Source organism: Streptomyces sp. TLI_55, from assembly GCF_900206255.1.
GTDB lineage: Bacteria > Actinomycetota > Actinomycetes > Streptomycetales > Streptomycetaceae > Streptomyces > Streptomyces aquilus.
Genome location: NZ_OAOJ01000001.1, coordinates 8,907,480 through 8,931,135, shown reverse-complemented (window position 1 = coordinate 8,931,135; position 23,656 = coordinate 8,907,480). Strand labels below are relative to the sequence as shown.

15 protein-coding genes and 2 pseudogenes are annotated in these 23,656 nt (G+C 70.1%); 6 read left to right on the top strand and 11 right to left on the bottom strand.

The annotated features are described in order from the left end of the window. Positions 1-56 precede the first annotated feature (56 nt). Positions 57-914, top strand: coding sequence for a hypothetical protein (locus CRP56_RS40780; RefSeq protein WP_097274984.1), 858 nt, complete (start codon positions 57-59; stop codon positions 912-914). A gap of 27 nt (positions 915-941) precedes the next feature. On the opposite strand, the gene CRP56_RS40775 is transcribed toward CRP56_RS40780, so the two are convergent. The 9 genes and pseudogenes from CRP56_RS40775 to CRP56_RS40735 form a co-directional block, all read right to left on the bottom strand. Further along, entirely contained in the window at positions 942-3,872 is a 2,931-nt protein-coding gene (locus CRP56_RS40775; protein ID WP_097272876.1) for a helix-turn-helix transcriptional regulator, read from the bottom strand. A 169-nt stretch (positions 3,873-4,041) separates the two neighbouring features. Continuing rightward, a pseudogene (locus tag CRP56_RS40770) lies at positions 4,042-5,087 on the bottom strand (zinc-binding dehydrogenase). Between the two features lie 35 nt (positions 5,088-5,122). Next, complete coding sequence (locus CRP56_RS40765; protein ID WP_097272874.1) at positions 5,123-8,287, bottom strand: bifunctional cytochrome P450/NADPH--P450 reductase; 3,165 nt, start codon at positions 8,285-8,287, stop codon at positions 5,123-5,125. A gap of 45 nt (positions 8,288-8,332) precedes the next feature. Beyond that, the gene (locus CRP56_RS40760; RefSeq protein WP_097272872.1) at positions 8,333-9,382 is read right to left on the bottom strand and encodes a tetratricopeptide repeat protein; all 1,050 of its coding nucleotides are present in this window, start codon (positions 9,380-9,382) and stop codon (positions 8,333-8,335) included. Continuing rightward, on the bottom strand, positions 9,379-10,545 hold the full coding sequence (locus CRP56_RS40755) for a DUF4331 family protein (RefSeq protein WP_097272870.1): 1,167 nt from the start codon (positions 10,543-10,545) through the stop codon (positions 9,379-9,381). The genes CRP56_RS40760 and CRP56_RS40755 overlap by 4 nt, the downstream gene beginning before the upstream one ends. 32 nt (positions 10,546-10,577) lie before the next feature. Next, entirely contained in the window at positions 10,578-11,906 is a 1,329-nt protein-coding gene (locus CRP56_RS40750; protein WP_097272868.1) for a Dyp-type peroxidase, read from the bottom strand. Between the two features lie 81 nt (positions 11,907-11,987). Beyond that, positions 11,988-12,608, bottom strand: coding sequence for a hypothetical protein (locus tag CRP56_RS40745; RefSeq protein ID WP_097272866.1), 621 nt, complete (start codon positions 12,606-12,608; stop codon positions 11,988-11,990). Positions 12,609-12,878: 270 nt separating this feature from the next. After that, on the bottom strand, positions 12,879-13,472 hold the full coding sequence (locus tag CRP56_RS40740) for a TetR/AcrR family transcriptional regulator (protein WP_097272864.1): 594 nt from the start codon (positions 13,470-13,472) through the stop codon (positions 12,879-12,881). 326 nt (positions 13,473-13,798) lie between these two features. After that, positions 13,799-14,974 carry a DUF4331 family protein gene (locus CRP56_RS40735; RefSeq protein ID WP_097272862.1) on the bottom strand — a complete coding sequence of 392 codons (1,176 nt, stop codon included), beginning with the start codon at positions 14,972-14,974 and terminating at the stop codon, positions 13,799-13,801. A 268-nt stretch (positions 14,975-15,242) separates the two neighbouring features. Between CRP56_RS40735 and CRP56_RS40730 the strand changes: the two genes are divergently transcribed. The 5 genes from CRP56_RS40730 to CRP56_RS40710 all read left to right on the top strand — a co-directional run bounded on the left by CRP56_RS40730 (position 15,243) and on the right by CRP56_RS40710 (position 21,075). After that, positions 15,243-15,851: a hypothetical protein gene (locus tag CRP56_RS40730; protein ID WP_097272860.1), complete on the top strand. Its 609-nt coding sequence runs from the start codon at positions 15,243-15,245 to the stop codon at positions 15,849-15,851. A gap of 13 nt (positions 15,852-15,864) precedes the next feature. Then, positions 15,865-17,205 carry a Dyp-type peroxidase gene (locus CRP56_RS40725; protein WP_097272857.1) on the top strand — a complete coding sequence of 447 codons (1,341 nt, stop codon included), beginning with the start codon at positions 15,865-15,867 and terminating at the stop codon, positions 17,203-17,205. A gap of 28 nt (positions 17,206-17,233) precedes the next feature. Then, a complete protein-coding gene (locus CRP56_RS40720) occupies positions 17,234-18,322 on the top strand; it encodes a catalase family protein (RefSeq protein WP_097272855.1) in 1,089 nt (362 codons plus the stop codon). Between the two features lie 104 nt (positions 18,323-18,426). Beyond that, entirely contained in the window at positions 18,427-19,053 is a 627-nt protein-coding gene (locus CRP56_RS40715; protein WP_097274982.1) for a TetR family transcriptional regulator, read from the top strand. 102 nt (positions 19,054-19,155) lie between these two features. Beyond that, a complete protein-coding gene (locus CRP56_RS40710) occupies positions 19,156-21,075 on the top strand; it encodes a Stk1 family PASTA domain-containing Ser/Thr kinase (RefSeq protein WP_097272853.1) in 1,920 nt (639 codons plus the stop codon). 147 nt (positions 21,076-21,222) lie between these two features. Here CRP56_RS40710 and CRP56_RS49365 read toward each other — a convergent pair. Beyond that, a pseudogene (locus tag CRP56_RS49365) lies at positions 21,223-21,423 on the bottom strand (hypothetical protein); the annotation flags it as partial. 506 nt (positions 21,424-21,929) lie between these two features. Then, a complete protein-coding gene (locus tag CRP56_RS40700) occupies positions 21,930-23,543 on the bottom strand; it encodes an MFS transporter (protein ID WP_097272851.1) in 1,614 nt (537 codons plus the stop codon). Positions 23,544-23,656 lie beyond the last annotated feature (113 nt).

Sequence of the window (23,656 nt, the reverse complement as noted above, 5' to 3'; positions counted from 1 at the left end):
CAGGCCTTGCCACAACACCAGTCCATCAGGACACCGATCTCACCATGGAGAACTGCATGCGCATGCGCACCACGGCCACCGTCCTCACCAGCGCCGCCGTCATCTCGGCGCTGGGCCTCCCGGGCGCCGCACAGGCGGCAGACCACCCGGGGGCGGCGGCACCGTTCGGAGCTTTCGTCTCCGGAGGCGTCAAGCCGCAGGACGCGCTGGGCGCCACCAAGTTCTCGGACGGCGTCGTCAACGGCGGCAAGGACATCGTCCTCGGAGTGACGGGCAAGAAGACCATTCCCGTCACGTTCTCCGCCTTCGACCCGAACGGCGTCGCCCTCACCCAGGCGTTCCTGTGGCAGGGCACCGACAGTTCGAGCACGGACACCATCACCGGCGCGTTCCAGTCGGACGACGACCCCGAATGCACGGAGTCACCGGCGGAGGGCGGCTGGAACTACAGCTGCAAGACGGTCTTCACCATCGACCCCGCAGTCGCCTTCAAGGACGACAACGGCACCGCCGGCACCTGGAAGCTCTTCCTCGGCGCCTACGACCTGTACGCCAACGCCAGTTACAACGACGACGTCACCAGAACCCACATCAAGCGGGCCGCGAAGCTCACCGCCAACGCCTCCCCGGAGCCGGTGAAGAAGGGCAAGACCATCACGGTCACCGGCAAGCTGAGCCGCGCCAACTGGACGACGGGCAAGTACGCGGGCTACGCGACCCAGCCGGTGAAGCTGCAGTTCCGCAAGAAGGGCACCAGCACCTACACCACGGTGAAGACCATCAAGTCGAACTCGACGGGGAACCTGAGCACCACCGTCAAGGCCGTCTCCGACGGTTACTACCGGTTCGCCTTCGCGGGCACCTCCACCACCGGTTCCGCGACGGCCACGGGCGACTTCATCGACGTCCAGTAGGCATCCAGTGCCGGATCCGGGCCGCGATCAGCCCGGATCCGGCCTGGCGTCCACGAAGCGGTTCCCGGTGGGGCGGCGGGCCATCAGCGTGGCGAGGGCCGTGCGGGAGGAGACCCCGGTCTTGCGGAAGGCCCGGGAGACATGGGTGTCGACGGTACGCCGGCTGACGTAGAGCCGGTCGGCGATGGCCTGGCTGGTGAGGCCCTCGGCCACCAGCTCGGCTATCTCCAGCTCCCGGGCGGTCAGGGTGGCGAGCCGTTCGGCGAGTTCGGCGCGGTCCGGGGAGCCGTACACCGCTTCGGATCCGCCGTCCGGCGGACGGGTGGCGTCGGCGAGGCCCACCAGCATGGCGCTGCCGCCCGTCTCGGCGAGCCGCCGGCCCCGCAGCCAGGCGAACGTGCCGTCACGGCCGCGGCCCGCCGCCGCTTCCAGCGGGGCGCCGAGCAGCAGCGAGAAGGCCTCCCAGAAGACCGCCCCGCAGCGGGCGCTCTCCGCCGCGGCCTGGGCGAACAGGTCCGCCGCCGCTGCCGTGTCCCCCTGCGCCAGCGGCAGATGCGCGTTGCTGCGCAGCGCGGAGGCCCGCTGCATCGGCAGCCCCAGCTGTTCCGCCTCCTTGCGGGCCTGTTCGGCCCACTCACGGGCCTCCTCAAGGCGCCCCGTCGCCAGGGCGGACGTCACCAGGATCTCCAGGTACAGCGGCCGCATCGAGGGCTGGATCCGGTGCAGTTCGGGGCCGCCCGCCTGGAGCAGCGCGTCCCTGGCCCGGACCGGATCGCCGGCCATGAGTGCCGCCCAGCCGAAGAGGCACCAGGCGGTGGAGGCCCACCAGTTCACCCCGGTGCCGGCCGCGGCCACCGCCTCCTCGGCGACGGCGAGGGGGCGCGGATCGCCGGACGGGCAGGCGGCGACGAGCGCCGAGGCCTTGCTCGCCAGCGCGAACGTGAGCAGCTGGTCGCTGCCGATGCCGCGGGCGATGTCCTCCGCCTGGTCGGCCAGCTCCACCGCCGAGGAGACACGGCAGGTCTGCACCCGGACATGGGACAGACAGAGCAGCAGATGAGGCATGACGTAGAGCTGGCCGCTGCGGCGGGCGATGTCGAGGCCGCGCTCGGCGTGCCGCTCGGCGTCCGGGTAGTTCTCCAGGAAGGCTTCTGCCCAGCCGAGCCGGGCGAGCGGTTCGCACAGGGCGGTGAGGTCGTTGTCGGGCAGCGAGTCGACCAAGGCGGCGGCCTGCTGGGCCAGTTCGTGAGCCGCGGTCATGTTGCCCTCGTACGCCTCCCCCAGGGCGGCCACCGCGAGGACGCCCGCCTCACCGGGCTCGTTCCCCATCGACCGGGCCGCCGCGAGGGCCGCCTCGACCTCGGCTCGGACCTGGGGGTACGAGATGCCGCTGCTCTGAGGTGCGGCCGAGCCGAGTTCCAGGCCGAGCCGGACGACGTCGGCCGGTGCGGGGTCGCGGGCCAGCTCGCGGCGCAACAGCGCGACGGCCTCGGTGCTGCGCCCCAGGTGACGCTCCACCAGCGCACACAGGACGACCGCGCGCACCCTGAGGTCCTGGTCCTCGTCGGTGGGGCGGCCACCGGACGACCGGGACGGGGTGGCTATGAGTTCCTGGAGCAGGTCACGGCTCTCGCGCAGCCCCCCGCACGCGGCCAGGGCGCGGGCCCGCCGCAGCGTCAACCCGCGTCGTCGCGAGGCGTGTTCGTCGGTGTGCGGAAGATGGCGGAGCGCCACGTCGAGCCAGTGGGCGCAACTCGCGGGGGCCGTGCGGGCCGTCCGTGCGGCGGCCTCCTCGAGCACGGCCACCGCCGCCGGGTCCCAGGAGGTCAGCGACCGCTCCACATGGTGGGCCCGCTCGGCGGCGGAGGCACCGGCGCGGGCCAGCTCCTCGGCGGCGAGCCGGTGGATGTCGACGCGCCTCAAGAAGGGTGTGCTCTCGTGGACGAGCGTGCGGACGACCGGATGCCGCAGGGTCAGCAGGCCCTGCGGGTCGGAGCGCAGCAGATCGCGGTGGGTGAGGGCGTGGACGTCGTCGGTGAAGGCGGTGCCAAAGCGGCCGGTCACCCGGCCCAGCATCGCCGGGGTGGCGTGCTCGCCCAGCACGGCGACGGCCTCGACGAGGCCGCGCTGGGAGGGGGTGAGCGCGGTGAGTTCCTCCAGCAGCAGCGCCCCGAGCTCCGGTGGCGACGAGGACTCGGGCGTCGTACCCCCGCGGCGGGCCTGCAGAAGGGTCAGGAAGTACAGCGGGTTGCCCTCGCTCGCGGCATGCAGTGCGGCGGTGTCGGCGGCCGGCATGGCGGGGCCGGCCAGTTCGGCGCAGTCGCGTGCGCTCAGCGGCCCCAGTCCGAGTCTGACGACCGTGCCGTCGTCGACGCCCCGGGTGAGCCTGGCCGCGAGCGACTCGGGGCTCTGACGGTCCCGGCGCGCCACGGCCAGGACGACAGGGGCGTGCACGGCGTGGCGTACGAGGTGATCCAGCAGTTCCAAAGACGCGGAGTCCGCCCAGTGCAGGTCGTCGAGGGCCAGCAGCAACCCGGACGGGGCGGCGAGCCGCGCGAGCAGGGCTGCCGTGGCGCGGTGCAGTCCGAATCGGTCGGCCGCGTCGCTGTGTTGGGCGGCGCTCGGCTGCAGCAGGGGTAACACGGCGTCGGTCTCCCGGAAGCCGTCCAGGGCGTGCGGGTCGAGGTCGGCGAGCGCGTCGGTGAAGACCTGGAACGGCACCTGGCGCTCGTACTCGGTGGCTCTGCCGCGCAGTACGGTCAGTCCGCGGCGGCGCGCCCGCGCGCAGACCTCGCCGAGCAGCCTGCTCTTGCCGATGCCTGCCGCACCCGTGATGTCGACGACCTGGGACCGGCCCGTGCCGCGGCTCTCGTCGCCCTTCGCCGTGTCACGAGCGTGGCGGGCGGCACGGTCGAGCAGTTCGTCGAACCGGGCCAGTTCAGCAGACCGGCTCAGCAACGGGGATCTGTCCCCGGCGTCCCCAACCACCGCGTCCGACGCCACAGTTACCCCCGTGTCTTGACATTCCCCTCACATATCATTCTCACCTGTTGATCGACATAACCACCGCATCCGCGCCCCGGAACGGACGGATCTCACACCTCGTGGTCCCGGTACCGGTACACGCTCACGGGACCAGGATGAGGCGGATCGGATCCCCGATCTTGTGCGCCAATCGGTGGACGGCCTTGTCGGCCTCGGCCAGCGGGATGTGATCGGTGATGGAGGGGGCGAGATCCAGCCGGCCACTGGAGGCCAGCCGAATCAGCTCGTAGACGTGGTCGAACGACGAGCCGTAGTGGCCGAACACCCGCTTGTTGAGGGCATTGAAGGTCAGTCGCTCCGAAAGCGTCAGCGGTGCGGTCGTGATGCCCACCAGCACAAGGGATCCGTGGTCGCCCAGCACCGGTGAGGCCTGTTCCCGGACGGCGGGCACGCCGGCGAAGTCGAACGCGTAGTCCAGGCCCCGGCCTTCGGTCGCGGCCAGCACCGCTGCCGCGAAGTCCTCGTCGGCGGAGTCGAGAGCGAGGTCGGCGCCGTACGCGAGGGCACGCTCACGGGCGCCGGGCAGCGGATCGACGGCGATGATCGGCGAGGCCCCCATCATCCGCGCGACCCGTACCGCGTGCGCTCCGACCCCGCCCACGCCCCAGATACCGACGGACTGCGCGGGCCGTACCGACACCGTGTCCACCAGCGCCGCATACGAGGTGGAGACCGCGTCGGGGATGATCGCCGCCTGGTCGAAGGGCAGGTCGTCGGGGATGGGGACGAGGGTGTCCTCGCGGGCGATCGTGTACTGCGCCCAGCCTCCGTCGTAGTCCACCCCCCGGCCGCGGAACTGACGGCATGCTCCCCGCCGACCACAGCCCTCGCACATGCCACACGGCTGTCCCGCCTGGAGGGCGACACGGGTACCGACGGCCAGGTTCCGGGTGAGGCCGGGGCCGAGGGTGTGGATGACCCCGGCGTTCTCGTGGCCGAGGGTGAGTACATCGGCGCACGCGTGCAACGGGGCGATGCTCCCGTCGATCAGGTGCAGGTCGGACAGGCACACGCCCGCCGCTTCACCTCGACGAGCACCTCACCCGGGCCGGGCTCGGGGATCGGGATCTCTTCCAGGGAGAACTTCTTCGTCTTGAGGTTGAGCCGTCCGGCCAGCATCGTGTCCATCGGTGTCTGCCTTCTTGGTGGATGTGCCTGCGAACTCAGGCGAAGACGTCCTGTTGGTAGCGGCCCACCGCTTCCAGCCCGGCGAGCCACGCGCGGGAGGTGTCGGCGTCGCTGCCGGTGCGCTCCTGGTGGATCGCGACGAGCGCGTCCCGTACGGCCGGCGCCATGAAGCGCCCGTCACCGCATACGTAGAGGTAGGCGCCGTTCTCCACGGCCTCCCACACGGTGTCGGCCGCGAGGGCCAAGGCGTCCTGGACGTAGCGGGCCGGATGGTCGGGAACCGCCGAGAAGGCGGTGTGGATCCGGGCGATCCCGGCCTTCGCCCAGGTCTCCCACTCGTCCCGGTAGAACCAGTCGTGCTCGGGATGCCGGCATCCGACGAAGACCTGGGACAGGCCGATCGCCGTTCCGGCCGCGTGCTGCCAGGCACGTTCCTCCAGGAAGCCGCGCAAGGGCGCGATGCCCGTGCCGGGTCCGATGAGAATGAGCGGTACGGCCGGGTCGGCCGGCAGCGCGAAGGGCGGCGACGGGGCGCGGACGTAGCCGTACACGACATCCCCGGGCTCCAGGCGCCCGAGGTACTGGGAGCACAGACCCTGGTATTCGCCCTCGCCCGCGAGGGCGGGCCCTTCCACCATTCCTACGGTGAGGCGCACGTGGTGCGGTTCGGCGAGGCAGGACGAGGAGATGGAGTAGAGGCGGGGCCGGATGGGGCCGACCATCTCCAGGAAGACAGCGGGCGGGAGTTCGACCGCGGGAGAGCGTTCCAGCAGGGTCAGCACGGAGACGTGTTTTGCGAGGATGCTCTCCGCGTACTTCTCCTCCGCCTGCTCCAGCTGCTGTCGGGTGGCGGGGCAGCGGGTGTGCTCGGCCAGCGTTCGCAGGTGGTCGCGGGTGGCCACTTCCTGGAGCTCCAGGAAGTCGGTGAACAGCAGCTCCGCCGTGATCGGGACATCGACGGGCAGGTGCGTCCGGCCGGTGGAACTGATCCGGAGGACCTGGTCGGGGGCCAGGCTCAGCCTGGTCAGGGCGCGGGTGACCAGTTCCGGAGCGTTCTTCGCGAAGACCGCGAGGTGGTTCCCGGTGCCGTAGCCGACCCCGGCAGGCAGCTCCAGGATGATGGACTTCGCCGGGGCGCGGGGCGCGGTGAGGTCGAAGTCCCACAAGCCGGTGGGGTCTTTGACGAGGTCCTCCGTGGCCACCACGGTCAGCGGGTGGGCCTGGCTGGAGACGATCGAGGGACGGATGTCGGCCTCGGTGAGGAGGTCGACCTGGAAGCCCGGTGCGCTCTCGTCGGTGGTGTCGGCGGCGTACTCCTCGGCCAGGGCCGCCCACAGGGTGTCGGTCCAGGCCCGCGCCATGCCGTCGAAGTCCCCCGAGGCGTCGGCCTCACCACGGGCGACCAGGGAGGTGGCCCCGGCCGCGAGCAACGCGGCTTCGGCCCGCCGGGGGAACACCTGGTAGGTGTCCCACTGGGTGTTGCCGGTTCCGAGAACGGCCAGTCGTACTCCGGACAGCGTGTCCTCGGGCAGTCCCTGAGCGAGGAGGTCGTCGAACTTCTGAGCGTTGTCGGGGGCTTTGCCGTTGTAGCTGGCGGTGACGACGATCAGCACGCCCTCCGTGGGCAGGTGGCCGGCGAGGTCGTCGAGGGTGCTGAGGGACGTCGCGAAGCCGGCCCGGCCGGCCCGGTCGGCGATGGTGCGGGCCAGGTCCTCGGAGCTGCCGAGGTTGGAGCCGTAGGCGACGGCCAGGTCCACGCCCACGGTGTGCAGGGCCTCGGCCTCCGGTTCGGGCTGCGCCGACTGCACCGCGGCCGGACGCCTGCTGCGGCCCTGGCGGGTCTGCAGCCGCAGCGTGAAGCCGGACGGCTTGTACGTGAGCGCCTCCTCGACATGCAGTCGGTAGTCTCCCGGGTCGGAGACAGCGAACCGGCGCAGGATGAGCGCGAGGGCGAGCCTGGCCTCGGTCAGCGCGAACTGCCGCCCGATGCAGGCGCGTTCACCTGTGCCGAAGGGGCGGTAGGCGTACGGGTGGTGCTGGGCCTTGTTCTCGGGCAGCCACCGGTCGATGTCGAACTCGTCCGGTCGCTCCCATGCTTTGGGGTGGGTGTGCAGGAGGGGAAAGAGCAGACTGACCTTCTGGCCCCTGCGCACCGGGTGGCCGCCGAGTTCGGTGTCCTCCAGCGGTGCCTTGCTGATGGCCGGGACGGGAGCCCACAGCCGGAGCGTCTCACTGAGGATGCGCGGGATCACGTCCAGCCGCATGACGGTCTCGTAGTCGGGAGGGCCGTCGTCCGGCAGGAGCTGGTCGACCTCGTCGTATGCCTGGGCCAGGACGTAAGGGTTGCGCATCAGCAGATACAGGGCGAAGGACAGCAGGCCGCTGGTGGCCTCGTGGCCGGCGATGAGGAACGTCAGGGTCTGGTCGCGCACGTTCGCGTCGTCGAGCCGCCGCCCGGTGACCGGGTCGGTCGCCTCCAGCATGAGGCCGAGGAGGTCGTCCCGGCCGGTCTCGCCCGAGCTGCGGCGCTGCTCGATCACCCGGTCGACCAGCTGCCGCATCTGCCGGATGCTCTGCTGGTACGTCCGGTCCTCCACGCGTCGCAGCCGGGTGACCAGCGGCATGTGACGGGTGCGGTTCATCACCTCTGTCAGTGCGCGCAACATCGCCTGGAGAAAGGGGTCCAGCTCCTCTCTGCGGAACGAGTCGAAGCGGTGCCCGAACCCGCACAGTCCGATGGTGTCCAGAGTCAGCCGGGTCATGTCGTCGGACACGTTGACGGGACGCGCCCCGGCCGCCTCCCATGTGCGCACCAACTCCTGGGCGACGTCGAGCATCTGCGGGAAGTACGCCTTCATGGACCGCTGGCTGAAGGCAGGGATCAGGATGCGGTGCGCCTGACCCCAGACCTCCTCGTCGTCCCGGGCCGTGAAGAGTCCTGATCCGACGAAGTCCCGCAGGTGGGACAGCGGTGGCGCGATCACCTTCCCGAAACGGGCTTCGTCGCACACCTCGGCCGCGAGGTCGGGGTCGGTGACGAAGACCTGCTCAAGACCGCCGATCTCCATGGAGAAGACGCCCTCGGGGTAGCGGCGGCCGACTTCGGTGATGTACTGGATCGGATGGTGCGGCGGGATCTGTGGGGTGTTGCCCACGAGAGGGATGCCGCGTGGTGCGGGGATCGCGGGGATGCCGTTCATGGGTGACTCCTGCGGACGGCGGTGCCGTCGCGGTCAGGGCGTGTCCTACGCCGACTGTTTGCTTGCCGCCCGGGCACGCTGGACCAGGGCGTACGAGCGGGTCGTCTGGCGCATGACCAGGGTCTGCAGGGCGAGTTGCAGCCCCCGGTCCACATCGCCTCCCACCTGGAGCCAAAAGTCGCAGGCATGGTCGGAGTAGGCCTCAGGGTGGCGCAGCACCAACTCGTCGTAGCGTTCCGCCGCCCGGTCCCGCCACGGCTGAGCCTCCTGGTGCCGGCCGACGGCGCGCAGGGCGAGTGCCAGGTGGGAGGCGTACTCGGGGTCGTCACTCGTCTCCGCCAGGGGACGCAGGCGGTCGGCGGCGGCCTCGGCGTCTCCGCACAGGAGTTCCACTTCGGCGAGGTGTCCGATGGCGGGGGCGTATCCGGGCACTCGGCACCGAGCGGCGTCGAACGCTTGGCGCGCCGCGAGCAGTTCACCCTCGCGCAGCCACATCACCCCGCGCCGGAAGTCCAGTTGGGCGAGGGGGAAGGGCGAGACACCCCGGTAGGTGTTCCGGGCCTCTTGGAAGACGTGCACCGCCTCCGCGATGTTGCCGCTTTCCGCATGGAGGACGGCGAGGGCGCTCAGCATGGCGAAGTCCGACTGGTGCGGGGCAGCCTCCCTCAGCAGAAGGTGAGCCTCGCCGTGGCAGCCGACCGCCTGCATGATCGCCGCTCGTTCCGCGGCCAGGTCCTCCCGTCGCGCGCCTGCCCGGTCCGCGGCGTCGAGGTCGGACATGGCCTCCGCGAATCGGTGCAGGGTCGCCCGGGCCCGGGCCCGGGCCGCCAGCGCGGTGGAACTGTCGGGCGCGTTCTCCGCCAACCGGTCGGCGAGTTGCGCGGCCTGCTCGTAGTCGGCGACGCGCCCCAGGAAGTGTCCGCGCAGAGTCAGGAGATCCACGAGCACGGCCTGCTGTGCGACGGCGAAGTGGGCGGCGGGACCCGTCAGCCGTACTCGGCCCGCCAAGCCGTCGATCTGCGCGGAGAGGTTGGTCAGGGCCAGCGTGCCGTCCGTGGTACGCGGCTCGTGTCGGTCCGTGGTGGTCCCGGTCATGCCGCTGCCTCCTCGGGAGGCGGCGCCAGGGCGGCGAACAGGGTCATCAGGTCCGGAGGGGTCGGGTTGGGGGACACGAGATAGGGGAATTCGTGCCTCGCCGGCTGGGTCGCCTGATCGACGCCGTCGCTGACGCGGCCGCCGTCGACGCCGTTCACCAGGAGCGTGAAGAGGGTGTCCACGATGTCGTCGTTGGGCGCGCGGCCACCGCAGGTGGTGTGCTCACGTCCGGCGAGCAGGGCGGTCTCGATCTCGAAGCAGCTGTTCTCGGAGAACGGCTTGGAGACGTCCACGACGAGGAAGTCCGCCAGGAGCAGGTCGGTCAGCGGGTGGACGCCTTGGTCGTCCAGAGGCCAGACGGTCTCGCCGGCGAGGCGGTCGAAGTAGGCCAGGTTGGCGTTGAACCGGGCCCGGTAGGCACCCTCGTAGTCCTGCCGGACGGCGAAGGCGTCCTCCTCGTTGTAGAGGTCGCGGATCTCCAGGTCGCTGTTGACGGGGTCGAACTTCTTGCTCGCCAGGATGACGTTCTTGATCTCCGGTCGGCCCATGCGCTCCAGGCGGGTCGGCCGCCCGCCCGAGATGACGGTCTCGCCGACGACACCGAACAGAGGACCAGTGTCCGATCCGAACACTGCCTCGGGGTCGACCTCGACGACGATGCTCAGGACGTTCATGCCTTCGAGGATGTTGGTCGCGCCCTCGGGCTGGAACGCCAGCTTCTCGATGGCATCGGATGCGAGGACACCCTTGAGATTGATGAAGAACGGGTCGAGCCGCGGCCCGGCGAAGATGCGCACCCCGGCCGTGTCGGTGGGCTTCTCGTCGCCGACCTGGAAGAGGATCTGCTCACCGCTGGGCAGGGTGCACGTACCGATCTGCACCGGATGCTCGCTGCCCGGGACCTCGCCGGGGGCGGCGAAGGTGAAGTCGAGGCTGTACTCGGCCTCACCGACGGTGAAGACCCGGTCGGCCGGTGTGACCGGACGCGCCCGGAACCGGTAGGTGAGCGCGTCGGAGAACAGCGCCGTCGGCGCGGCGGCCGGGAACACGTCGAGCACCAGGACCAGGCGGCCGGGGCGGTCCGGGCTGGGGAAGGCGTAGACGTCCGCGACGTCGGACGCGGGGTCGAAGAGGATGCGCGGTCCGGAGAAGTGATCAGCCATGGTCGGCTCCTTGACAGTCAGGTGCGGGGAAATCAGGTGTCCAGGTCGGCGAGCCAGCGCAGGGCGCTCAGACTCGGCAGGAAGCAGTACTCGCCGCCTCGGTTGACGACGAACGCCGGCAGCCCCTGGAAGCGGCGGCGGATCGGTTTGCGGGGCACGGTGAACTGGCCCTCGTCGTTGGCGCCGACGAGTGGGTCCTTCTCGGTGGGGGAGCCGATGAACTTGCCGTCGTTCACCCACTGCGTCTGCACGAACTCGAACTGCCGGGCGAGGTGGGCGCCGACGAAGGCGAAGACGATGCCGCGTTCGGCGCCGTCGTCCTCGTAGACACCGGGGGGAAGCTGGGAGCCGTAGTTGGTGCCGCGCCGGATCATGCGATGCAGGCGTGCCTCACCGGTGATGACCGAGTCGCGCGGGTTCATCCGCCGGGCGTGCGAACCGAGCGGGCACTTCAGGCCCTGCGGGTCGTCGCCGTACTGGAAATCGTTGTTGCGCTTGGGGTCGGCGCCGAGTTCGGGGTCGTCCTTGTCGGGTGCCAGGGACAGCGGGGCACCACTGGGCCAGCGGCCGACGAACTTGGCGGCCAGCAGTTCCTCCTCCGCGCGGTCGGCGGCACGGTCCCGCATGTACCGGCGGAAGTCGGCCACGCGCGTGTGCAGCTTGCGGAAGACCGCGTAGGTGCCGTTGCGGCCCAGCACGTCGGGCTGCGGCACCTGGGCGACGCTGCCGGTCTCGTCCTCGTACCCGAGAATGAACTCGCCCGCCTTCAACGGCACTTCGCGGGAGTTGGTGCCGGGGATGCCGGTCCCTTCGATGGCCGGCTGGCCGATGCCGTCCTTGAAGCCGAACGGTTCGCGCTCGTCCGGCGCCGCATACACGTCCTGCTGCCAGATCGGTACGACGCCGGGCAGATCCCGCATCGCGTCGCGGGCCAGGAGAAGGATCGCTTCCAACCGGGCGGCATCGGGGGCCAGGCCGGCCAGCATGAGGTGGATGTCCTTGGAACCGAGCGGATGCTCCCAGTTCTCGGGCGCGCTCTCGCCCACGTCACCGAGTTCGGCGGCCCGTGCGGCCATGCCCTGCTGGAACTCGGGGGTGAAGGTGGCCAGCGAGTCCTCGGGCACGCCCATGGCCCGCAGGCCTTCGAAGCTGAAGCCCACGGCGAGCGACACCTGACGCCGGGCGTCGAAGGTGTCGGCCGAGTCGAGGATCGGGAGCAGACGACGCAGCAGTTCGCGTGCCTGCCGACGGTCGTCGATGCGCAGTGCCAGGTAGGCGCCGGCATAGGGGGTCGGCCGGGGCTGGAGGGCGGCGGCCTGGATGTCGTGGAGTCCGAGGGCGCTGCCCTGGTCCGTGCTCATGGTGCCTTCACAGTTCTCTTCGCGCTGCTCGTCCGGCGTGCGCAGGGGACGTCACCGCCCCCTGCGCGGCGTACGGCTGGTTCAGGAAGCGGCCAGATCGAGCAGCGGCTTCAGGGCGGGGTGCGAGAGCGCCTCCTCGGCGGCAGGGTCGTCGAGGACCTGCTGGAAGGCCATGTCCAGTAGCTGCCCCTTGATGACCTGCGACATCGTCACCACGCCCAGGGGGTTGAAGTAGACGGCCGCCGGGGTCTGCACCGACTGGATGATCTTCTTGAGACCGCCGCTGGCCTTGCGTGCGTTCGCCTCGAAGTCCGGGTGGTTCTTGTCCAGCCGGTCGATGCCGCCGTTGTCCTCCAGCCACTGCACAAGGACATCCGCCTGGGCGGTGTGTTGCATCCAGTCGAAGAAGTGTGGGGCGCCCACGATCAGCAGGGCATCCTCCAGGTACGGGTCCCAGTCGGTCTCGAAGGTCGTGGCCCAGAGCAGCCGGCGGCCCTCATCGAAGATCACGTGCCGGGAGTCGCGCAGCCCGGTCTTGATCGTCTCGGCGGGGTCGGAGGCGCGCAACACCTCGACGAAGCGACCCAGAGCGGCTCGCAGTTCCTCTTCGTGACCCGGCTTGACGTCGAAGTAGGCCGCCAGCTCGGAGACGACACCGTCACTGATGCCCTTGCCGGAGTTCTCGTCGACGATGGATGTCATGACTTTCTCCCTTGCGCGCAGTATGTGAGCCTTGCGGCGCGGAACGGAACCTCGGAGGTACGGCGCCCCTGCGAGACAGATTGACTCACATCCGGGATATGGGTCGACTCGCCGAACGATCGACCCACCGGTAAATTGATGATCTCATCAGTTATGCGGGTGTTGTCAACCCCGCCTCCCCAAAAGAAGGCATCGCCTGCAGGGGTACTCAGTGCACCCGTTTGGGGTGATACGAAAATCAGTGGAGTCGGCTGAGTGCTGCGGGAATCGCTACGGCGCCCACGCGCGCAGCGACGCATCCACCACGTCGTCCACCATGTCGTGACCGAGCCGGGCTCCCACGAGGAACCGCTGATAGACGAGCGGCCCGACGATCGTCATGGCGAACATCTCAGCCGTTACGTCGTCCCGCAGGTACCCCCGGGCGACGGCAGCGGTGACGGCAGGACGCAGGGAGTCGACGACCTGGGTCAGCACCGTGTGACGGAGGCGCCGCATCCCCTCGTCGTACTGTGCTCCGCCGAGTACGGCGGCGAGAACGGCCCCGGCCTGGGCGTCGTCGAGCCGCTCGGCCAGCTGGCGCAAGTAGTGGACCAGCTCGGCGCGCGGCTCGGCACCGGACGCCGCCCGTACGTCCTCGGGTGCCGGCGACAGGGGCGGCATGCCTGCCTCCAGAGCCGCCAAACGGAGACCGAGCAGGTCGGCCCAGTGACGGTAGACCGTGGCCCGGCCCACTCCGGCACCGGCGGCGACCGCCTGATGCGTGACGGCCTCCAGGCCGCCCTCGGTGAGCAGCGCGGTGGCTGCGGTGACCATGGCCTCGCGGCTGCGCACCTGACGTGGATCGGCTCGCTCCTCCGGCATACGGCACCCTTCGCGTGAGACAGGTTGCCTCACATGCTAGTCGCAGGGTGTCTCGGCCCGGAGGCATCGTGGGCGAGTCCCCGGCTTGCCTCGCGGGCGCGCCTGACCAGGGCGTACGAGGTGTGCGGGGTCGGCCATGGCCTCGACTCACCGGTGCAGGGTCGCCCGGCTGCGCGCCCGGGCCAGCAGGCGGCACTGTCGCCAGGTGCGTTCCACACGAGGTTTTCGGAGAGCTGGGCAGCCCACTCGTAGTCGGCGACGCAGCCCAGGAGGTGTTCGCGGAGCGCAAGGAGGTCGACCAGGACCGGCGCCCACGGGCCGGCCCGTCATGCCGCTTCCGCTTCGGGCTCCGGCGGAGCGAGCAGCGCGGTCATCACCGTCATGAGGTCCGGCGGGTTCGGGTTGGGGGCCACGAGGTACGGGAAGTCGTGCGTGGCCGGCTGGGTCGCCCCATCGACGCCGTCGCTGATGCGGGGGCCGTCGACGCCGCCCACCAGGAGTGTGTAGAGGGTGTCCACGATGTCGTCGTTGGGCGCACGGCCGCCGCAGGTCGTGTGGGGGCGTCCGGCGAGCAGTGCGGCCTCGATCTCGAAGCAGCTGTCCTCGGCGAACGGCTTGGAGATGTCGACGACGAGGAAGTCGGCCAGGAGGAGTTCCGTGAGCGGGTGGGTGCCCCGGTCGTCCGGCGGCCAGACGAGTTCTCCGTCGAGGCGGTCGAAGAAGGCCAGATTGGCGTTGAACCGTGCCCGGTAGGCCTCGACGTAGTCCGGTCGCAGAGAGAAGGCGTCCTCCTCGTTGTAGAGGTCCCGGATCTCCAGGTCTCTGTTGACGAGGTCGTGGCTCCTGCTCGCCAGGACGACGTTCTTGATCTCGGGGCGGCCCATGCGCTCCAGCCGCACCGGGCGCCCGCCGGAGGTCACGGTCTCGCCGACGACGCCGAGCAGGGGGCCGCAGTCCAGGCCGAACACCACCTCGGGGTCCACCTCGACGACGATGCTCAGCACGTTCATGCCTTCGAGGACGTTGTCCGCGCCGGGACCGAAGGCCAGCTTCCGGGTGGCGTCCGCGGCCAGAACGCCCGCGAGGTCGATGAAGAACGGGTCGAGTCGTGGCCCGGCGAAGATCCTCAGCCCTTCGGCCTCGGTGGGCTTGTCGCCGCCGACCAGGAACAGGACCTCTTCACCGGTGGACGTCGTGCAGGTGCCGATCTGAAGGGGGTCGTCGCCGCCGGGGAGCCGACCGGGCGTGGCGAAGGTGAAATCGAGGCCGTACTCGGTGTCGCCGAACGTGAACGCGGCCCGGTCTGCCGCCGGGGCGACCGGCCGGACCCGGAAGCGGTAGGTGATCGCGTCCGAGAACAGCGCGGTGGGAGCGGCGGCCGGAAACACGTCGAGGACGAGCACCAGGCAGCCGGGGCGGTCCGGGCTGGGGAAGGCGAAGACGTCAGCGACGTCGGACGCGGGGTCGAAGAGGATGCGCGGTCCGGAGAAGTGATCCGCCATCGAGAACTCCTTCGAGTGATGGGTGGGTCGAGGTGCGCCATCTTTGAGACACAATGACTCACAGAACCACTGTGGGTCAATCTGTCTCAGAGTGGCGTGTGACTACCTGTGAGTAGCGCGTTGACAAGCCGGAACGGCGAACTGATGATGTAATCAGTTATGCGGAGGTGGTCAGAAAGCGGGTTTCCTCTCGCTTGCACGCCGCCCCGCGATGGCCTATTTGTGGCGGTACGTGGAGTATTGCCACCCACGCCCAAGGAGAGGCGCCATGAGCGAGAACGACCTGCACGCGAAGTTCCAGCAGTTCCCCGATGCCGTCCGCGAGAAGGTCGAGACCGCACTGTCGGACGCCAAGATCGCCCTCAAGCTCAAGGCCGCCGAGATCCTCGCCGACAAGGAGGAGATGGCCGAACACGCCGTCACCACCGCAGGCCGGATCGGCGCCAAGAGCGGCGAGGTGTCCGAGCTGACGACGATCCTGCCGCTGAAGCCGAACGGCGCAGTGCGGCTGCGGAAATTCTTCGGCCTGCTCGGCGGGAACCTGGCGGGCGCCGGTCAGGTCGGCACCCTGCACAACATGCGGTTCGTCTTCCTCGAGAACGACACGAAGCTGCTGTTCGCGACCGCCTTCGACGGCGAGTGGGACCCCTACATCGACGACTTCGCCACCAAGATCCCCGACATGATGGACTTCCTGTTCGAGAACGTCGAGGGCTGGCCCGGCATCACCTCGCCGGATGTGAAGGACTTCATCGTCAAGTACCAGATCCCGGCCGAGGCGTGGTTCGTCGCCCACCCCAACCTCACCGTCGCGGAGGGCCACCGGCTCAAGCGGCAGGAGGCCGCCGTGCAGCGTTTCCTGTCGGACCTCAACTGAAGGTCGGCGCACCATGCCTTCCCCGCTCTTCCGGCGGCTGCGCCGCCCGCCCACCCTGGACCTCGACGACATCCAGGCGACCTTGCTGCGGGCCCGGCCCGAGCCCTACTTCGGCACCCACGCGATCCTGGAGATCACCGAACCGGCCGCGGGCAGGGAACTGCTGCGCCGACTGGCGCCCAGGGTGACCTCGGCGGCGCGCTGGGACGAACCGCAGCCGTCCTGGCTGGCCGTCGCCCTCAGCTACCAGGGTCTGGTCGCACTGGGGCTGCCGGAGAGCTCACTGGCCTCCTTCCCGGCCAACTTCCGCGCCGGGATGGCCGCCCGCGCCGAGCGGCTGCGGGACACCGGCGTGAACGCGCCGGACCGCTGGGAGTTCCCCTTCGGCACCCCGCGCGTGCATGCCGCCGTCACGGTGTATGCGGCGAGCGAGGACGACTGGCGGGCCGAAGTCGCCGCCTACGAGAAGGAACTGGGCGAGGTCCCTGGCGTACGGCTGCTGTCGCACCAGGACTTCGCAGCCGACGGGTTCAACGTCTTCGGCTACCGGGACGGCTTCAGCCAGCCGGTGGTCGAGGGCAGTGGCGCCGAACCCCTGCCCGGCGACGGACGGCCCATCAAGGCGGGCGAGTTCGTCCTCGGCTACCCGAGCGAGACCGGTACGCCGCTGCCCGTACCGACTCCGGACGTCCTTGGCCGCAACGGCACGTACGTCGTCTTCCGCAAGTACCACTCCCACGTCGCGGCCTTCAACAAGTGGCTGCACGACAACGCCTCCACCGAGGCCGAACGCGAGCTGCTGGCCGCCAAGTTGGTCGGCCGCTGGCGCAGCGGCGCACCCCTCGCCCTCTCGCCCGACCGCGACACCCCCGCGATAGGCGAGGACCCGAACCGGATCAACGACTTCGACTACTCGGCCGACCCGCGTGGGCTGCGCACCCCGCTCGGCTCCCACATCCGGCGGATGAACCCGCGCGACACCAAGCTGACGGTCCTCAGCGACGTCAACATCCGCCGCATCATCCGGCGCGGCACCTCCTACGGCACCCCCCTGCCTCCCGACCGCCTCAAGGACGACGGCACACCGCGCGGCCTGGACTTCATCGCTCTCGGCGCCCGGGCCATCGACAACGTCGAGTTCCTGCAGAGCGAATGGGTCGGCTCCGGCAACTTCATGGGCCTGGGCAAGGAGAAGGACCCGATGATCTCGCTCCAGGACAAGGGCGCCTACTTCACCGTGCCCGGGACCCCGCCGCGCCGGGTGCAGAACATCCAGTCCTTCAACACCCTCCTCGGCGGCGAGTACTTCTTCATGCCGAGCCTGTCCGCCATCCGCTGGCTCAGCGGCAACTGACCCCCCACCTCGCGCGAAGGCACTGCCCATGACCTCGTACGTCCGCTACAGCCCCGACCTCGAACAGCCGTTTCCGGACGAGGACGAACTCGTCCGCCAGGTCGTCGCGGCCATGGGCAAGGCCAACCAGCAGGTCGCCGACAAGCACCGCCACGGCCTGCGCGACGCCCACGCCAAGAGCCACGGCGTCCTCGCCGGCGAGCTTCGCATCCAGCCCGACCTGCCCGCCCACCTCGCCCAGGGGCTCTTCGCCGCACCGGTCACCTACCCGGTGATCGTCCGCTTCTCCTCCGCCCCCGGCGACCTGCGCTCCGACCAGGTGCCCGTCCAGCGCGGCCTCGCGATGAAGGTGATCGGCGCCCCCGGGCCCCGCGCCCTCGACGACGGCTTCACCACCCAGGACTTCCTCCTCGTCAACCACCCAACCCTGCCCTTCGGCAACATCGCCGAATACGCCAAACTCCAAGGCATCCTGGAGAAACAGCCCGGCCAGAGCGACCAGCAGCTCCAGCTCACCGGCGCGGCCGCCCGGGTGGCCGCCAAGGCCCTCACGCGCGTCGGACGTCCGCTGCCGGCCGCCGTCGAGACCCTGGCCGCCGCCAACGACCACATCCTCGGCGAGACCTTCCACTCCATGGCCGCGCTGCGCTACGGCGACCACGTGGCGAAGATGTCCGCCGCGCCCCGCTCGGCGAACGTCAGGGCCCTCACCGGCAGCCACGTCGACAAGAAGGCCGGCGAGTCGGCTCTGCGCGACCTCGTCACCGACTTCTTCGCGTCCAACAGCGCCGAGTACGACATCCGCGCCCAGCTGTGCACGGACATCGACCGGATGCCGGTGGAGGACGCCTCGGTCCTGTGGTCCGAGGAACTGTCGCCGCACCAGACCGTGGCCGTGCTGCATCTGCCCGCCCAGGACGCCTACAGCGACGCCCGCCGCCGCTACGCCGACGACGTCCTCTCCTTCAGCCCCTGGCACGCCCTGGAGGCCCACCGCCCGCTGGGCTCGATCATGCGCTCCCGGCGCGCCGCGTACCCCGCCTCCAGCGACTTCCGGCACCGCTTCAACGGCATCGAGCCGCAGGAGCCGTCCGACATCAAGGAGCTGCCAGCCTGACCACATGTCCCGACCGACCCCGGATGCGTCCGCGGGTCGGTCGGGACTCCCGTGTCAGAATGGAGAAGTCCCTTCTCCGCCCTGTCTTCTTCGAGGTTCCTTTCGTGTCCCAGCCCGTCGGCCGTGTGCCCCAGCGACGCAACGCCCGCTCCAACCGGGCGCGCATCCTCGCCACCGCCCGCCAGGAGCTCGGCCGGAACCCCGACATCACCCTGGAGGAACTCGCCCGCGCCTCCGGTGTCGTACGGCGCACGCTGTTCGGGCACTTCCCCGGCCGGGCCGCACTCCTGGATGCACTGGCTGAGGAGGCCGCCGAGGCGCTTCAGGCCACCGCGGCGGTCGGCGCAGGGGTGACGGAGCCGGCGGACCGGGCGCTCGCCCACTTCACGTTGGCGCTCTGGCCCGTGGGCGACCAGTACCGGATGCTCCTGGCGCTGGCCCGGCGGGACCTCGGTATGGACCGTGTCGCCGGGATCCTGGAGCCCGCCCGGGTCAGGGTCACGGCCATCCTGGAGCAGGGACAACGGGACGGCGTCTTCCACACCCACCTGCCCGCCCCGGTGCTGAGCGCCGGTCTTGAGGCGATGACGGTCGCCCTCCTGGAGGAGGTCAACACCGGGACGCTGGAGGACGACGGCACCCGCGTGGCCGTCAGCACGCTCATCGCGGCCGGTGTGCCGGAGAAGCGGGCGCGGGTCGTCGTGGACGAGGTGGCCGCCGCCGAGGGGTGAGATCCCCCTGCGGTACGACGTGACCCCGGTGCGAAGCGCCGGGGTCTTTCCGTGTCCGCCCCCACTTCTTTAGTTGCCCTCAGATGTGCAATTATCTTCTGTATGAACTTCGGTGGCCCAGACGATCTGGCCTTCTCCCAGCCTGCGCCGGTGGCGGTCCTCGGCGACAGGTACGAACTGCGGCTGCTGCTCGGCGCCGGCGGCATGGCCGAGGTGCACCTCGCGCATGATCTCCGGCTCGACCGCAGCGTCGCGGTGAAGACTCCTCGCACCGACCTCGCGCACGATCCGGCACTCCAGGAGCGGTTCCGGCGGGAGGCCATGTCCACCGCCTCGCTCAACCACCCGGCCATCGCCGCGGTCTACGACACGGGCGAACACTTCTCCTACGGGTGGCAGTTGCCGTACCTCGTGATGGAGTACGTCGACGGCACCACCCTGCGCGAGGCCCTGTCCTCTGGACCACCGCTGACCGTCGAACGCGCCATGGAGGTGACGGCGAGCGTTCTGGAGGCGCTCGCCCATTCCCACCAGCAGGGCATCGTGCACCGGGACATCAAGCCCGCCAACGTCATGGTGACCTGGTCCGGTCAGGTCAAGGTGATGGACTTCGGCATCGCCCGTGACGCACGGGACGTCGCCATGACCCAGACCTCCATGGTGATCGGCACCGCGCAGTACCTCTCCCCCGAGCAGGCGATGGGACACGCCATCGACGCCCGCTCCGACCTGTACTCGGTGGGGTGCCTGCTGTACGAACTCCTCACTCTCCGCACGCCGTTCACCGGCGATTCGCCGATGACGGTGATGTACCAGCACATCCAGGAGGAACCACGGCCGCCGAGCCTCTACAACCCCGAGGTCGGTCCGCAGGCCGACGCCATCGTCCTGCGCGCGCTGGCGAAGGACCCCGCGTACCGCTACCAGTCCGCGCAGGAGATGCTCGCCGACGTCGAGGCGTACCTCGGGGCGCAGACCGTCCTGGACCGGACGTTAGACGGCGTCGACGAGGAGCCGGACGGCGATGACGTGGCGGAGAGCGGTCGCCGAAGAGGCAGCACGGCGCTGATCGGGACGGGTGTCGCGGTCGTCGTCGCGGCACTCGTGCTCGGCTGGTTCATGTTCGGGCGCGGTGCGGCCGACGACGGCAAGACGGACGTACCCGATCTCGTCGGCCAGACCCTGGAGGAGGCCCGGCGCACGGCGGACAACGTCGACCTCACGCTCACCGTCACCAAGAAGGAGCCCTGCGCGGACCAGCCCAAGGGGCACATCTGCACGCAGTCCCCCGTGGACGGCCGGCTCGACAAGGGAGAGGCGGTGTCGGTCACCGTCTCCACCGGCGCGCCGAAGGTCGAGGTGCCGGACGTCACGGACAAGGACGAGGACGACGCGTCCCGCATCCTGGAGGACAAGGGCTTCAAGGTGAAGCTCCGGCACAAGGTGTCCACCGAGGACGCCGGGACCGTCCTCGAACAGGACCCTTCCGGCGGCGAGAGCGTCGAGAAGGGCACCGAGATCACCCTCACGGTGGCCAAGGAAGCCGAGAAGGCCACGGTTCCCGACCTCACTGGCAGCACCCTGAGCGAGGCCCGCAAGCTGCTCGCCGAGCAGGACCTCGAACTGGGCGACACCACCGAGGTGGAGAGCAGCGCCGCGGCCGGGACCGTCGTCGAACAGAGCGTCGCCGCGGGAGACGAGGTCAAGCCCGGTTCGTCGGTCGACGTCCAGATCGCCAAGTCGGTGCAGACCGTGCAGATCCCGGCGGACATTGTCGGCAAGACCCTCGCCGAGGTCCAGAACGAGCTGGGCGGCCTCGGCCTCGAGGCGACCGTCGCCTCCGGGTACCCCCAGGCCTCCGACGCCGTGGTCACCTCCAGCACCCCGACGGCCGGGAGCGAGGTCGAGGCGGGCAGCACGGTGGTCGTCGTCACCGAGGAGCCCCAGGACACCTCGTCGGACGACGGGACACCGGACGACGGGACGGCGACGACGCCGGGAGCGACGACAGACGACCAGTAAGACGCCGTTCACCGCCGGCGGACGCCATCGAGGCGTCCGCCGGCGGTGTCGGTCTGCCCACTCCTCGGGCTCCCAGGCGATGAGCTGCTCGAACACCTGCTGGTCGCCCTCGGTCTTCAGGTCGTTCAGCGTGAGGCGGCCCCAGACGAAGAGGAGCAGTTGCTCAGCCGTGCCCGTCGCCGAAGCGGAGGCGGGCGCGGCGTCGTGCGTGAGGGGTGCGGGCCAGGCGCCGGTGCCGTCCAGGGCGAGGAGCCACGGGCGGCCCTCGGTGGCGTGGTAGTGGATGGTGGCGGGCTCGTGCGGCCAGGCCGCCGGGGTGGAGTTGCAGGTGTCGAGGAACTCGGCCACGCCGTCGATCGCGACGTCCGCGCCCGCCTCGCGCAGCGCACTCAGCGGCAGTTCGTTCGACTCCGTGTACCAGGCCGGCAGCGCCTCGAGATCGCGCGGCGCCTCCACGGCATCCTTGGCCGACGGAGCCTCGGCCGGGCACGGCGGCAACCGCGCTCCGGAACGCCGCCAACCGTTCGTCGATCAGTCGCAGCAGGGCGGAATACTCTGTCACGTCGCTTACTCATCAACCCAGTTCAGCGATACCGCACCCCATTTCCTTTTGGGCCGGACAGCTGCGGGGGAGCGGGAAGCCAGGCAATTCCCGGCGTCGATGGGGCAGTTCGGCACGAGAGCCGGGAGCGCCCTCCATGGGCCGAGGCGGCGTCCCGGTCGCGGACAACAAAAAAGGGACGGTGCCGGGTTTCCCCTCCCGGCACCGTCCCGGGGCCGTGCGCCGCTCAGGCACAGCCCGTTCTGGGGGTGGAGGAGGCCGGACTCAGGTTCCGGCCTCCGGTGTACGAGGCTCAGGCGTCCACGGTCTCGGTCTGCTCCTCGGCGGCCGATGCCGCCTCTTCCTGACCGTGCTTGACGGTGTGCTTGCGGCCGGGCAGGACGGCGATGACGATCAGGGTTCCGGCGGCCATGATGATGCCGCCGATGAAACTGGTGTGGGCGATGGCGTGGGCGAAGGACTCGTGCACCGCTCCCAGCAGGGTCTGGGCCTGCTCGGCGCCGCCCTGGGGGTTCTTGGCGACGTGTTCGGCGACCGCGATGCCGCCGCCGACGGAGTCCTTGGCGGTGTCCATGGCCTCGGCCGGGAGGTGGCCGCCGACCATGTCCGTCAGCTTGTCCTTGTAAGACGTGGCCAGCAGCGAGCCGAGGATGGCGATGCCCAGGGCGCAACCCAGTTCCAGGGCGGTGTCGTTGGCGCCGCCGCCGACGCCCAGTTCGTCCTCGGGGAAGGAGCCCATGATGGTGTCGGTGGCCGGGGACAGGCTCAGGCCGATGGCGAAGCCGAGGAGCAGCAGGGGCGTCAGGAAGTCGGTGTAGGTCGAGCCCGACTCGACCTGCGTGAGCAGGAAGACGCCCGCGGTGCCGATCACCATGCCGGTGCCGACCACGATCTTCACGCCCAGCTTCGGAGCCAGCTTGCCGGTGACCGCGGCGCCGACGAACACGGCTCCGGCCAGCGGCAGCAGGCGGATGCCGGTGTCGAGGGCGTCGTAGCCGAGGACGAACTGCAGGAACTGGGTGGAGTAGTAGATCGAGCCGAAGGTGCCGAAGAAGAAGAACAGCACCGCCATCATCGAGCCGCTGAAGGGACGCTCGGTGAACTTGCGCACGTTCAGCATGGGGTTGGGGTGCTTCAGCTCCCAGGCGACGAAGGCCAGCAGGCCCACGCCGGCGACGACGGCCGCGGTGATGGGGCCGACGCCCCAGCCGAAGTGCGGGCCCTCGATGGTCGCGTAGACGAGGGAACCGACCGACACCATCGACAGCAGACCGCCGACGTAGTCGATGCGGCCCATGCCCTCCGCCTTCGACGGCGGGACCAGGAGCAGCGCGCCGACGACGCCGAGGACGGCGACGGGGACGTTCATCAGGAAGGTGGAGCCCCAGGCGTGGTTCTCCAGCAGCCAGCCGGCGGCCAGCGGGCCGGCGGCGATGGCGAGGCCGGAGGTCGCGGACCAGGCGGTGATCGCCTTGGCGCGCTCGGCGCGCGGGAAGATCGCGACCAGCAGCGAGAGGGTGGCCGGCATGACGATGGCGGCACCGACGCCCATGATCGCGCGGGCGGTGATGACGAGGTTCGTCTCATCGACCAGGCCGCCCATCACCGAACCGCCGGCGAAGATCAGCAGGCCGAGAACGAGGGCGCCGCGGCGGCTGTACTTGTCGCCCACCGCGCCCAGCACCAGCATCAGCGCGGCATAGGGGACGGTGTAGCCGTCGATGACCCACTGCAGGTCACTGCTGGACAGATCCAGGGCCTTGGTCAAGTCGGGGGCGGCGACGACCAGTGAGGTGTTCGCCATGACGACGATCAGCAGGCACAGGCACAGGACCAGCAGGGCCCACCAGCGGCGGTGGTAGGGCTCCGTCATCTTCTCGACGGGTGTGTTCGGAATGAGCGGCATGGTCAGGCTCCTCGGCAGGAGGTGAAGCGGAGGCTTCGCGGTACGGAATCGATGGGATCGGTGCACGCGGGGCCACGAGGGGCCCGGCACCAGGGGCAGCTAATTGCCCGTTG

Bases quoted from the DNA above. Each gene is read 5' to 3' on its own strand.
- CRP56_RS40780 (WP_097274984.1), top strand. From the start codon at position 57: ATGCGCATGCGCACCACGGCCACCGTCCTCACCAGCGCCGCCGTCATC.
- CRP56_RS40765 (WP_097272874.1), bottom strand. From the start codon at position 8,287: ATGAACGGCATCCCCGCGATCCCCGCACCACGCGGCATCCCTCTCGTG.
- CRP56_RS40760 (WP_097272872.1), bottom strand. From the start codon at position 9,382: ATGACCGGGACCACCACGGACCGACACGAGCCGCGTACCACGGACGGC.
- CRP56_RS40755 (WP_097272870.1), bottom strand. From the start codon at position 10,545: ATGGCTGATCACTTCTCCGGACCGCGCATCCTCTTCGACCCCGCGTCC.
- CRP56_RS40750 (WP_097272868.1), bottom strand. From the start codon at position 11,906: ATGAGCACGGACCAGGGCAGCGCCCTCGGACTCCACGACATCCAGGCC.
- CRP56_RS40745 (WP_097272866.1), bottom strand. From the start codon at position 12,608: ATGACATCCATCGTCGACGAGAACTCCGGCAAGGGCATCAGTGACGGT.
- CRP56_RS40740 (WP_097272864.1), bottom strand. From the start codon at position 13,472: ATGCCGGAGGAGCGAGCCGATCCACGTCAGGTGCGCAGCCGCGAGGCC.
- CRP56_RS40735 (WP_097272862.1), bottom strand. From the start codon at position 14,974: ATGGCGGATCACTTCTCCGGACCGCGCATCCTCTTCGACCCCGCGTCC.
- CRP56_RS40730 (WP_097272860.1), top strand. From the start codon at position 15,243: ATGAGCGAGAACGACCTGCACGCGAAGTTCCAGCAGTTCCCCGATGCC.
- CRP56_RS40725 (WP_097272857.1), top strand. From the start codon at position 15,865: ATGCCTTCCCCGCTCTTCCGGCGGCTGCGCCGCCCGCCCACCCTGGAC.
- CRP56_RS40720 (WP_097272855.1), top strand. From the start codon at position 17,234: ATGACCTCGTACGTCCGCTACAGCCCCGACCTCGAACAGCCGTTTCCG.
- CRP56_RS40710 (WP_097272853.1), top strand. From the start codon at position 19,156: ATGAACTTCGGTGGCCCAGACGATCTGGCCTTCTCCCAGCCTGCGCCG.
- CRP56_RS40700 (WP_097272851.1), bottom strand. From the start codon at position 23,543: ATGCCGCTCATTCCGAACACACCCGTCGAGAAGATGACGGAGCCCTAC.